This is a genomic window from Limnospira indica PCC 8005 (assembly GCF_000973065.1).
GTDB classification, from domain to species: domain Bacteria; phylum Cyanobacteriota; class Cyanobacteriia; order Cyanobacteriales; family Microcoleaceae; genus Limnospira; species Limnospira fusiformis.
Genome location: NZ_FO818640.1, coordinates 552,246 through 563,579 on the forward strand (window position 1 = coordinate 552,246; position 11,334 = coordinate 563,579).

Annotated in this window: 9 protein-coding genes; 2 read left to right on the forward strand and 7 right to left on the reverse strand. The window is 44.7% G+C overall.

Annotated elements, in window-relative coordinates; all coding sequences use genetic code 11:
* Nucleotides 1–187 precede the first annotated feature (187 nt).
* Entirely contained in the window at nt 188–1,951 is a 1,764-nt protein-coding gene (locus XZ46_RS02550; protein WP_008056854.1) for a hemolysin family protein, read from the forward strand.
* A gap of 3 nt (nt 1,952–1,954) precedes the next feature.
* Here XZ46_RS02550 and XZ46_RS02555 read toward each other — a convergent pair whose 3' ends face one another.
* Nucleotides 1,955–3,289: a methylglyoxal synthase gene (locus XZ46_RS02555; RefSeq protein ID WP_006621753.1), complete on the reverse strand. Its 1,335-nt coding sequence runs from the start codon at nt 3,287–3,289 to the stop codon at nt 1,955–1,957.
* A 143-nt stretch (nt 3,290–3,432) separates the two neighbouring features.
* Here XZ46_RS02555 and XZ46_RS02560 point away from each other — a divergent pair, with 143 nt between their 5' ends.
* On the forward strand, nt 3,433–5,835 hold the full coding sequence (locus XZ46_RS02560) for a heavy metal translocating P-type ATPase (protein ID WP_008056852.1): 2,403 nt from the start codon (nt 3,433–3,435) through the stop codon (nt 5,833–5,835).
* Nucleotides 5,836–5,839: 4 nt separating this feature from the next.
* Here XZ46_RS02560 and XZ46_RS02565 read toward each other — a convergent pair whose 3' ends face one another.
* From XZ46_RS02565 to XZ46_RS02590, 6 genes are all read right to left on the reverse strand, one after another.
* Complete coding sequence (locus XZ46_RS02565) at nt 5,840–6,397, reverse strand: Uma2 family endonuclease (RefSeq protein ID WP_008056850.1); 558 nt, start codon at nt 6,395–6,397, stop codon at nt 5,840–5,842.
* Between the two features lie 731 nt (nt 6,398–7,128).
* Complete coding sequence (locus XZ46_RS02570) at nt 7,129–10,002, reverse strand: HEAT repeat domain-containing protein (protein ID WP_008056842.1); 2,874 nt, start codon at nt 10,000–10,002, stop codon at nt 7,129–7,131.
* Nucleotides 10,003–10,017: 15 nt separating this feature from the next.
* On the reverse strand, nt 10,018–10,368 hold the full coding sequence (locus tag XZ46_RS02575; RefSeq protein ID WP_008054502.1) for a HepT-like ribonuclease domain-containing protein: 351 nt from the start codon (nt 10,366–10,368) through the stop codon (nt 10,018–10,020).
* The gene (locus XZ46_RS02580; RefSeq protein ID WP_008054503.1) at nt 10,365–10,658 is read right to left on the reverse strand and encodes a nucleotidyltransferase family protein; all 294 of its coding nucleotides are present in this window, start codon (nt 10,656–10,658) and stop codon (nt 10,365–10,367) included. Before XZ46_RS02580 ends, XZ46_RS02575 begins: the two co-directional genes overlap by 4 nt.
* Nucleotides 10,642–10,992 carry a HepT-like ribonuclease domain-containing protein gene (locus XZ46_RS02585; RefSeq protein WP_006667960.1) on the reverse strand — a complete coding sequence of 117 codons (351 nt, stop codon included), beginning with the start codon at nt 10,990–10,992 and terminating at the stop codon, nt 10,642–10,644. The genes XZ46_RS02580 and XZ46_RS02585 overlap by 17 nt, the downstream gene beginning before the upstream one ends.
* The gene (locus XZ46_RS02590) at nt 10,989–11,279 is read right to left on the reverse strand and encodes a nucleotidyltransferase family protein (RefSeq protein WP_006667959.1); all 291 of its coding nucleotides are present in this window, start codon (nt 11,277–11,279) and stop codon (nt 10,989–10,991) included. Before XZ46_RS02590 ends, XZ46_RS02585 begins: the two co-directional genes overlap by 4 nt.
* Nucleotides 11,280–11,334: the final 55 nt, after the last annotated feature.

Below are 11,334 nucleotides of genomic sequence, written 5' to 3' on the forward strand. Positions count from 1 at the left end.
TTATGCTGCCGATAAGCACATCCGATAAACACAACAATAAGCATGAAATATAGTGATAGTTTCTCCAGCATCATATCCCTAAATCCCTCACCCAGGGGGAGAGATGGACGAGTGAAAGCCTATGGCATGATTCCCCCAAAAGCTGTAATTAATAATTATTAATTGTTAATTATTAATTATTAATTGTATGGATACAAGTTCCTTGGGTGATTTATCAGGATTAACGCTGACGGCTCAGGATATTTTTGGGCGATTATTATCGGTGTTTTTGCTGATTGCTGTTAATGCCTTTTTTGTGACGGCTGAATTTTCGATGGTGTCGGTAAGGCGATCGCGAATTAGCCAGTTAGTGGATGAAGGAGATTTACCTGCTATCACGGTTCAGCAATTACAAAGACGCATAGATTTATTGCTGTCTACTACCCAATTTGGGATTACGCTGTCGAGTCTGGCTTTGGGTTGGATTGGTGAATCAACTATGGCGGTGGTGATTCGCCAGATACTTAATCAAATTCCTTTATACCAATTCCAAGGGTGGCTGGCTCATTCCCTGTCTATTTCCATTGTCACCTTTTTTATGCTGGCTTATCTGCAAATTGTGCTGGGGGAATTAGTCCCCAAATCTCTGGCGCTATTATATCCTGAACAGATAGCCAGAATGTGGGCCCCTTATTCTTTGGCGATCGCTCGAATTTTTAAGCCATTTGTCTGGTGTTTAAATCAGTCTACCCGGCTGTTATTGCGTCTGTTGGGAATTAACTACACCGGACAACCTTACACCCGCGTAACCCCAGAAGAATTGCAGCTAATTATCACTACATCTAGTGAATCCATGGGTTTAGAAGCTGAGGAAAGACAGATACTTAATAATGTGTTTGAATTTGGGGATGTACTCACTGAAGAGGTGATGATTCCTCGCACCAGTATTGTCTCGCTTCCTCATACCGCCACCTTTCAAAACCTCCTAGAAGAAATGGCAGTTTCTAACCATTCTCGTTACCCTATTACGGGGGAATCCTTAGATGATATTTTGGGGATTTTAGACTTTCGGGATTTAGCCAAACCTTTAGCGGAAAGACAGCTTGATGAGGAGACACCTATTTTAACCTGGGTTCGCGCGGCTCGGTTTGTTTCTGAGCAAATGTTACTCAGTGAATTATTACCCCTAATACAGCGATCGCAACAGGAAATGGCTATTGTGGTAGATGAGTTTGGCGGTACAGCCGGACTGGTAACCATTGACGATTTAATCTCCGAAATTATTGGGGATGGTTCGGAATTAGCCGAAGGGGAAGATGGGGATATTAAGTTTGTCGATGACCAGACTTTTTTAGTCCAGGCTCAGTTGGATGTTGAGGAAGTTAACGAACTGTTAAATTTGGATTTACCCTTAAATGAAGAGTATCAAACTTTGGGGGGTTTTCTCACCTATCAACTGCAAAAAATCCCAGCCGTTGGGGAAGTCTTGACCTACCACAACCTAGAATTTAAGGTGGTGTTAGTCGAGGGTCCCCGTTTGGAACAAATCCAAATCTCTCAGTTGCGACCTAAAACTACATCAGATGCTGAACTGACTATTGCGGAACTTTTGGAGTCGCCAGACTCTCAGGATAGGGAAGCCGATAGTTTAACGGCTATGGATGAAATCACCCCCCCACCCGATAATGATACCCCCAAAATATCGGATAATTCCCCATCAGAAAAAAGCGAGGTTGATTATACCATTGCGGAACTGTTGGAGTCGGGAGACTCTGAGGATAGGGAAGCCGATGAGGATAGGGAAGCCGATAGTTTAACGGCTATGGATGAAATCACCCCCCCACCCGATAATGATACCCCCAAAATATCCGATAATTCCCCCTTAGAAAATAGCCAGGTTGATGATGCGATCGCAGAACTTTGGGAGTCTTCGGACTCTGAGGATACAGAAGGAGAGGAGAGGGGGAGGTAACTGTTAACTCTCAGCCTTTTCTGAGGTTTCAGTGTTCTGGTCACTGGTTTGCGGAATAACGGACGGTGCGAGAATCTTTAACCCGTTGGGAATACATTGAATTTCTATGGGTGTAGTCCCGATAATTTCACCATCTAGGACAACTTTTTGAGGGGGTTCAGTTTTCACCTTAACGTTAGTGGCGCGTAACCCAATCATGTGATCGCGCTGGGTTCCGGTTTTCAGCAAAGCCGACCCAAACAATTCTACCATACCAGCGATCGCCCTAACTTTAGTAAATTTCTGATTTTCGTTTTGATTAGCAGCAAAAATCAACACCTCTAACTTCCCATCATTAGGGATAACCTCTCCCAAACCTTGAGCTAAAATTGAGGTAGCCGGAGCCGCATTAGCAATAGTGACAGCACCAGAACGAACTCGGCTGATAGTTCCATCAATCTCGATTTCCGTATCAAAAAGGACTTGCTCATCGAGTTGTTGTAATCCCGCCATTATATAAGCCAGAGCGCCCCAACGCTGCTTAGTTTCCCGATCAGCTTTATCAATGGTTTCGGCTTCATAACCAATTCCAGCCAATAGAATCATAGGGCGCGCGTTACAGGTAGCAATGTCAACTGTGCGAATTAACCCAGCGATAATATTATTACAAGCGCCGCGAATATTCCCAGGAATTCCCATAGCCATACAAAAAGCATTAGCCGTCCCGCGCGGAATGATACCCAGAGGGATATCTGTTCCCATCACCGCACCAGCGACCGCCGAGACGGTTCCATCCCCTCCAGAAGCAATAACGATATCCACCCCGGATTCAACGGCTTCCTTAGCCAACTGTTCGGCGCTAATGGTAGGAGTTGTGAAGGATACCTTGAGATATATATGGGGTTCTAACAATTGTCGAATCAAAACCAAGTCCTGTTGGGAGTTCCCCGTCCCGGAAACCGGGTTAAAAATTAAACAAGCCGACCGACTACGGGTGAGACCGCTTAACATAGCCCTAGCAGTAGCGCGGTTGGTGGCTAGGGGTACATTTTGCAGGTTACAAGCGCGAATCAATACTTGAATTTCGGGGGAGGATAAGTTAAAACCAGGATCGAGGAAGAAAATTACAGCGGCGATTTCTGTTTCCTGTAGGATGCGATAGGCTAGTTCAATATCTCCTCCGTGATGGAGAGATGATAACACCTGCACCTCTACTCCCGTTCCCTGTAGGAGATATTGGGCGGTCCTTTCTGGAGCGATTAGTTCGTAGAAGGACAAAGCCACAGTATTCTCTTCTACAAAGCTGACAAGTTCCTCTCGTTGGCTATCATGGGCGATTAGGGCGATGGTTGTAGACATGGGGGATTATAGTTGACAGTTAAAAGTAGACAGTCAACAATTATCAATTATTTGGGCATAAGTTTCACCAATTCCCGTGATGGTTTCGGGCTGTTTCTCCCCCAAAAACTCAAAATTAGCTGATATCTAGGGTATCCATATCTATGCAATTAAATCCCCAAACTACATCAGAGCAGCAGTTAACCTCGACTACCCTACCCACACAGACGATTATTTTGGATGTTGGGGGAATGAAATGCGCTGGTTGTGTGATGGCGGTAGAACGTCAACTAAACCAGCAGCAGGGGGTGATTGCTGTTCGGGTTAACTTAGCCACGGAAGTGGCGACGGTTGAATGTGAACCCGGTACAGTCGATCCACAAAAACTGGCCGATATTTTAACAGAAACGGGGTTTAATAGTCAACTGCGTTATGGGTCTGCGGCTCACCAAAAGCTGACTTTTGAGGAACGTCACCGCCAAGAAATGCGCGACCAAATTGGGCGGGTGATTATTTGTGGGGTGCTGATTTTTCTGTCGGGAATAGGTCACTTTCATCATATAGCTTGGGGAGGGCTTCCCCTAGTGAGTAGTATTTGGTTTCACTGGGGGTTAGCCACTTTGGCTTTACTATTCCCAGGCCGATCGCTTATAGTGGATGGCGTGCGTAGTCTGGCGCGAAATGCTCCTAATATGAATACCCTCGTGGGATTGGGGACTATTAGCGCCTATACTGCGAGTTTGGTGGCTCTGTTATTTCCTCGGTTGGGTTGGGAGTGTTTCTTTGATGAACCTGTGATGCTGTTGGGGTTTATTTTGCTGGGAAAAACCCTGGAACAACAAGCAAGAATTAGGGCGGCTAGGGCTTTTGAGGCTTTGTGGGGTTTGCAACCGACAACGGCTCAGGTGATTCTCTCGACACAACTACCTGAACTAACTCAGGAAAATTCGGCGATCGCCTGGTCATCTCCGACGGTGGAGGTTCCGGCGGAACAGGTGCGGGTGGGGGATTTGGTTAAGGTTTTTCCGGGTGAGAAAATCCCCGTTGATGGTAGGGTGATTATGGGGAGTAGTACGGTTGATGAGTCGATGCTCACGGGAGAGTCTTTCCCAGTGACTAAACAACGGGATTTAATGGTTTTTGCGGGAACTTTAAACCAGTCGGGAGGGCTGATAATTGCGGCAACTCGCACGGGAGAAGAAACTACTGTTGCCCAAATTATCAGTTTAGTAGAAACGGCTCAAACTCGCAAAGCACCGATTCAATTTTTGGCGGATAAGGTGGCGGGATATTTTACTTATCTGGTCATGGGTTTGGCGACGCTGACTCTCATTTTTTGGTACACAATTGGCACTAAAATTTGGCCGGAGGTGATGACCTCGGGAGGGGTGAATTTGGCGGTTGATGCACCTTTGCTATTGAGTCTCAAATTGGCGATCGCTGTTTTGGTGATTGCTTGTCCCTGTGCTTTGGGACTGGCTACCCCTACGGCTATTTTAGTGGGTTCTGCGATCGGTGCGGAACGAGGTATATTGATTAAAGGTGGTGATATCCTAGAGAGGGTTCACCAACTCCACACTGTGGTTTTTGATAAGACGGGAACTTTGACGACGGCTTCTCCCCAGGTGACTACCTGCGTTAGTTTGTCTCACGGCTTTAGTGATGACCGGATTTTGCAATTGGCGGCGGCGGTGGAACAGGGAACCCATCACCCTATCGCTACCGCCATCTGTAGAGCCTTAGAAGGGCGTAACCTGCCTATTATAGATGCCGAAGGTTTTGTGACTCAGACGGGGCTGGGTGCGGCTGCTATGGTCGATGGAGAGAGAGTTTGGGTGGGTAGTGCAGAAGGTTTGAGCGGCTGTGGGGTGATTTTGTCGGAGTCGGTGTTATCGATAATTCCACCAGGAGAAACGGTGGTATATGTGACTGTGGGTGATGAGTTGGTGGGGGTGATTGGTATTTGCGATCGCCTCAAGTCTGATGCTAAAATGACGGTGGAACGGCTCCAGAAAATGGGGTTAAATGTAGTTCTACTCACAGGCGATCGCTTTTCGGTAGCCGAGGCGATCGCTTCCGAGCTACAATTGTCTGAGGGGTCGGTGCTGGCAGAAGTGCGACCGGAAGATAAGGCTAAGGCGATCGCTGCTTACCAACAGCAAGGACACCGGGTAGCCATGGTGGGGGATGGGATTAATGATGCTCCGGCTTTAGCTCAGGCTGATGTAGCGATCGCTTTGGGAACCGGAACTGATGTGGCGATCGAAACTGCTGATATTGTACTCATGGGAGACGCACTCGGTGACGTAGTGGAGTCTATTCGGTTGAGTCAACAAACATTCAACAAAATTCGCCAAAATCTGTTCTGGGCTTTTGCTTATAATACCATCGGTTTACCCATGGCGGCGGGTGTCCTGCTACCAGGTTTTGGTATAGTTTTCAGTCCCTCCGTAGCAGCGGCATTTATGGCTTTTAGTTCCGTGAGTGTAGTCACCAATTCCCTACTATTACGTCGCCAGTTCACCCCCGCCGATTTTCCCCCATCAATAAAATCCCAGCCGGAATAGCTGGTTATATAACGGCTGAAATTATCGCCTCCACGGGAATAGTAATATCAGGAAAAGCCACGGGGGAAACCTCTCCATAAGTGAGGGTAATTTTAGAACCATATTCCCGTCCTCTCGGTTCCCGGTGAATAATCAACTCTCCCGTTTGTAAATTCACCAGCCAATATTCTGGAATACCAGCCTCAGCATAGATATGATATTTCACTGTTTTATCTTTGAGTAGGCTGCTGTCCGCATATTCAATCACCCAGAAAATATTTTCCGGGTAGGGGTGATGATTGAGATATTCCCGACCCAAAGGTGCAACAATAGCGATATCTGGTTCCGGTTCGGAGTTATTGGGGAGAGTAATGGGTTTGGCTGGACTGACTAAAGCGCGATCGGCTAAAATACGAGTAAGATAAGATCCAGCCGCGCGACTAAAAAAGGCATGAGATTCACCTTCTGGGGGCATTTCGACAATTTCTCCGGCTAGGAATTCTACGGGACGACCCACCAGCAACCCGGTTTTAATCATGTGATGATAATCGTCTAAACTCCATTTGATGGTTGACTGTAGCATATTTTTTCCCCTAACCCAAATAGGAATTTTATTGATAGGCTATATCTCAAAGCGTGACCGACCACACTCTCCCATGATAACATAATTTTACCCCTGGGGTGAAACCGGCTTAATTTACAGGTGAGGATTTCCGGGGTCGATTTCTCTTAAAGTGGCGATCGCTCTGCTACTGGGAAAAGAAACCCGGTTTCTGGGAGATACCGGGTTTCTAAAAGTCTCAACAAGCCACCGGGTTTCGGAAGTCCGGTGAAGGGTGAAAGCGGCTTGATTTACAGGTGAGGATTTCCGGGGTCGATTTCTCTTAAAGTGGCGATCGCTCTGCTACTGGGAAAAGAAACCCGGTTTCTTAGAGAAACCGGGTTTCTAAGAGTCTCAACAAGCCACCGGGTTTCGGAAGTCCGGTGAAGGGTGAAAGCGGCTTGATTTACAGATGAGGATTTCCGGTGTCGATTTTTCTTAAAGTGGCGATCGCTCTGCTACTACTGGGAAAAGAAACCCGGTTTCTTAGAGAAACCGGGTTTCTAAAAGTCTCAACAAGCCACCGGGTTTCGGAAGTCCGGTGAAGGGTGAAAGCGGCTTGATTTACAGATGAGGATTTCCGGTGTCGATTTTTCTTAAAGTGGCGATCGCTCTGCTACTGGGAAAAGAAATGGGAAAAGAAACCGGGTTTCTAAGAGTCTCAACAAGCCACCGGGTTTCGGAAGTCCGGTGAAGGGTGAAAGCGGCTTGATTTACAGGTGAGGATTTCCGGGGTCGATTTTTCTTAAAGTGGCGATCGCCTTCTTACGGGTATTTTGATTCCGAGTATTTTGAATAACTTGAACCAACGCAGCGATCGCTTCAGGATTTCCGACACCGATTTTCTCTAAACTCTCAATCGCCTGCCTACGGGTCTTTTCATCCTGAGTATTTTGAATCACTTGAACCAACCCGGCGATCGCTTCAGGATTTCCGACACCGATTTCTTCTAAACTCTCAGCCGCCCGCCTACGGGTATCTTCATCCTCAGTATTTTCAATAACTTGAACCAACCCCGCGATCGCTTCAGGATTTCCGACACCGATTTTCTCTAAACTCTCAATTGCACGCCTACGGGTATATTCATCCTGAGTATTTTCAATAACTTGAACCAACGCAGCGATCGCTTGAGGATTTCCGACACCAATTTCTCCTAAACTCTCAATCGCCTGCCTACGGGTATATTCATGCTGAGTATTTTCAATAACTTGAACCAACCCAGCAATAGCTTGTGGATTTCCGGGGTCGATTTTCGCTAAACTCTCAGCCACCTGCCTCCGGGTATTTTCATCCTTAGTATTTTGAATAACTTGAACCAACCCAGTAATAACTTGAGGATTTCCGGGGTCGATTTTTGCTAAACTCTTAGCCGCCAGCATACGGTTATATTCATCCTGAGTATTTTGAATAACTTGAACTAACCCAGAAATAGCTTCAGAATTTCCGACACTGATTTTCTCTAAACTCTCAGCCGCCTGCCAACGGGTATCTTCATTCTGAGTATTTTGAATCACTTGAACTAACCCGGCAATAACTTGAGGATTTCCAACACCGATTTTCTCTAAACTCTCAGCCGCCTGCCTCCGGGTATTTTCATGCTGAGTATTTTGAATAACTTGAACCAACCCAGAAATAGCTTGAGGATTTCCGGGGTCGATTTTTGCTAAACTCTCAGCCGCCTCCCTACGGGTAGATTCATTCTGAGTATTTTGAATAAGTTGAACCAACCCAGAAATAGCTTGAGGATTTCCGGGGTCGATTTTTGCTAAACTCTCAGCCGCCTCCCTACGGGTAGATTCATTCTGAGTATTTTGAATAAGTTGAACCAACCCAGTAATAGCTTGAGGATTTCCGGGGTCGATTTTTGCTAAACTCTCAGCCGCCTCTATACGGGTATATTCAGACTGAGTATTTTCAATAACTTGAACTAACCCAGAAATAGCTTCAGAATTTCCGACACCGATTTTCTCTAGACTCTCAGCCGCCAGCTTACGGATATTTTCATTCTGAGTATTTTCAATAAGTTGAACTAACCCAGAAATAGCTTCAGAATTTCCGACACCGATTTTCTCTAAACTCTCAGCCGCCAGCTTACGGATATTTTCATTCTGAGTATTTTCAATAAGTTGAACTAACCCAGAAATAGCTTCAGAATTTCCGACACCGATTTTTGCTAAACTCTTAGCCGCCAGCTTACGGATATTTTCATTCTGAGTATTTTCAATAAGTTGAACCAACCCAGTAATAGCTTCAGGATTTCCGGGGTCGATTTTTGCTAAACTCTTAGCCGCCAGCATACGGTTATATTCATCCTGAGTATTTTCAATAACTTGAACTAACCCAGAAATAGCTTCAGAATTTCCGACACCGATTTTCTCTAAACTCTCAGCCGCCCACCTCTGGGTATCTTTATTATGAGTATTTTGAATAACTTGAACCAACCCAACAATAGCTTCAGGATTTCCGACACCGATTTTGGCTAAACTCTTAGCCGCAAGCATACGGTTATATTCATCCTGAGTATTTTCAATAACTTGAACTAACCCAGAAATAGCTTCAGAATTTCCGACACCGATTTTCTCTAAACTCTCAGCCGCCCACCTCTGGGTATCTTTATTATGAGTATTTTGAATAACTTGAACCAACCCAACAATAGCTTCAGGATTTCCGACACCGATTTTCCCTAAACTTACGATCACCTTCCTCCGGGTATCTTCATCCTGAGTATTTTGCATAACTTGAACCAACCCAGCAATAGCTTGAGAATTTCCGACACCGATTTTCCCTAAACTCTCAATCACCCACCTACGGGTATTTTCATCCTGAGTATTTTCAATAACTCCAAGCAACTTAGCGATTTCTTCATCCTCAACCGTCTTAATAACAGGTAACAACTCGTGGGGAATGGGAATCTTAATCTTGTCACTCACAGAAACTACCCCGCCCTCATTCGGTAACTGGGCGATCCCTGCCTTTGCTTCTTCAAACTTCTTGCGTCGATAATGCCCCATTGCCCTGGCAAAAATTCGTAGGCCTTCAAACTCTTTGAGATTCGCTTGACCAATCATCTCCGTCAGCGTAGAAAGTCGCATCAAATCCCTAGGATTTTCTTGATATGCCCGCCGGAAAGCCGCCGCCAATAACTCCACTGATTTCTGAGGTTTAGCATAAGCCCAAGCCGCCCAACTTTGCGACTCGGCAAACTCCCGGTCATAACTATCTTGACTGTTTAAATCTTTCTGCACATACTGCAATAAAAAACACGCCACTTCCTTCAGGCGTTGCCCTGTAAATCGAGGATTAGCTTTCAACTGGTCTAACAATTCTTGGCGGACTGTCGCATCCATTTCATACAATTCATGCCCCACCTCATCACACAAACTCGAGAGAATTAAATCCGAAACCGCAATCCAAGGAATATCGAGCCATTTATCCTGAATATCCCGCCGAAAATTCGCCCAAATCTGATACAGCAAATCGGGAGTTATCGCCAACGGTAACGCGGCATGATAAGCAAAAAAAAGGTGAGGCTCCCCAAACCTTTTCTGAAAAGCATTAATCCGACGTTTAGCCGCTTCTAGTTCCATGATGACGATTCAATGTTAATAAATTTGTGATTCCCAAAATCTCTCAGCTATTTTTTCAATAGCTATTTCTAATTCCGGTAAATAATTTTCAACAATATCCCAGACAACATCTAAATCAACATCTAAGTATTCATGAGCTAATTTATTCCTAAAACCTACAATTTTATGCCAAGGTGTATTTGGTTCTGATGCTTTCCATTCATCGGGTAATTTTTTAATTGATTCACACATCACCTCAAGATTTCTCATCACTGCATCTTGAATTAAATTTTCTTCATAAAAACTCTCTTTCCCTTTACTGGTATAGTCTTTCACTCGCGTTAAACAATCTCGTATATGAATCAAATAAAGCCGATAATCCTTCATAATTCAATCGCCTCTGCTATAACTTTATCCCGAATAAAATAATGTAATGACTTGGTGGTAACCACATCAACTTTCCGATTTAAGAGTTGTTCTAAATCTTGAATTAGTCCCACCGGAAACCAAGACGAGATTTTGGCTAAATCATAATCAATCAAGAAATCAATATCACTATCCTCCCGTTCTTCCCCCCTCGCCACCGACCCAAATATCCGCACATTGAACGCCCCATGCTGTTGTGCAACCGCTAAAATTTCATCTCGTCTTTGTTGTAATTCATCCTTCAGTTTCATGATTGATTGCCGATAAAATTACTAATATTTTACGCTTCAAATCAGGCAGATTCTGTTCAACAACATTCCAAACTTCTTCTAAATTAATTTCCTCGTAGTCGTGAATCAGAACATCTCTCAATCCCGCCATTCTGCGCCAAGGAATATCTGAATAACTTTGCCTCAACTCCTGAGAAAGTCGCTTAACTGCTTCTCCAATCACTTCAAAACTACGAATCACCCCATCCTGAATCAAAAGAGATTGCATAAATTCTGTTTGTCCTCCCTCTGTATAAGTCTCAATCCGACAGATGCGTTCATAAATATCTTGTAAATATATTTCATCATCTGTCATAGCGGAATCGCCTGATTGATAATCCGTTCTCTAAAATAATCCCGTAAACCTTTAACCGTCGTGACATCAACTTTTCGGTTTAACAAGTCCTCTAAATCTTGGATTAAGGCAATTCTATCCAATAAACTGCAATTACTGTTCATTTCCACCAAGAAATCAATATCACTATCCTCCTGTTCTTCCCCCCTCGCCACCGACCCAAATATCCGCACATTGAACGCCCCATGCTGTTGTGCAACCGCTAAAATTTCATCTCGTCTTTGTTGTAATTCATCTTTGAGTTTCATACAATAATACCCTTGACAATTAGATGAAAAAATGCTAGGATTTATGACCAACTCA

Coding starts and splice junctions, on each gene's coding strand:
- XZ46_RS02570 (WP_008056842.1), bottom strand. CDS start 10,002: ATGGAACTAGAAGCGGCTAAACGTCGGATTAATGCTTTTCAGAAAAGG.
- XZ46_RS02555 (WP_006621753.1), bottom strand. CDS start 3,289: ATGTCTACAACCATCGCCCTAATCGCCCATGATAGCCAACGAGAGGAA.
- XZ46_RS02580 (WP_008054503.1), bottom strand. CDS start 10,658: ATGAAACTGAAGGATGAATTACAACAAAGACGAGATGAAATTTTAGCG.
- XZ46_RS02550 (WP_008056854.1), top strand. CDS start 188: ATGGATACAAGTTCCTTGGGTGATTTATCAGGATTAACGCTGACGGCT.
- XZ46_RS02565 (WP_008056850.1), bottom strand. CDS start 6,397: ATGCTACAGTCAACCATCAAATGGAGTTTAGACGATTATCATCACATG.
- XZ46_RS02575 (WP_008054502.1), bottom strand. CDS start 10,368: ATGAAGGATTATCGGCTTTATTTGATTCATATACGAGATTGTTTAACG.
- XZ46_RS02560 (WP_008056852.1), top strand. CDS start 3,433: ATGCAATTAAATCCCCAAACTACATCAGAGCAGCAGTTAACCTCGACT.
- XZ46_RS02590 (WP_006667959.1), bottom strand. CDS start 11,279: ATGAAACTCAAAGATGAATTACAACAAAGACGAGATGAAATTTTAGCG.
- XZ46_RS02585 (WP_006667960.1), bottom strand. CDS start 10,992: ATGACAGATGATGAAATATATTTACAAGATATTTATGAACGCATCTGT.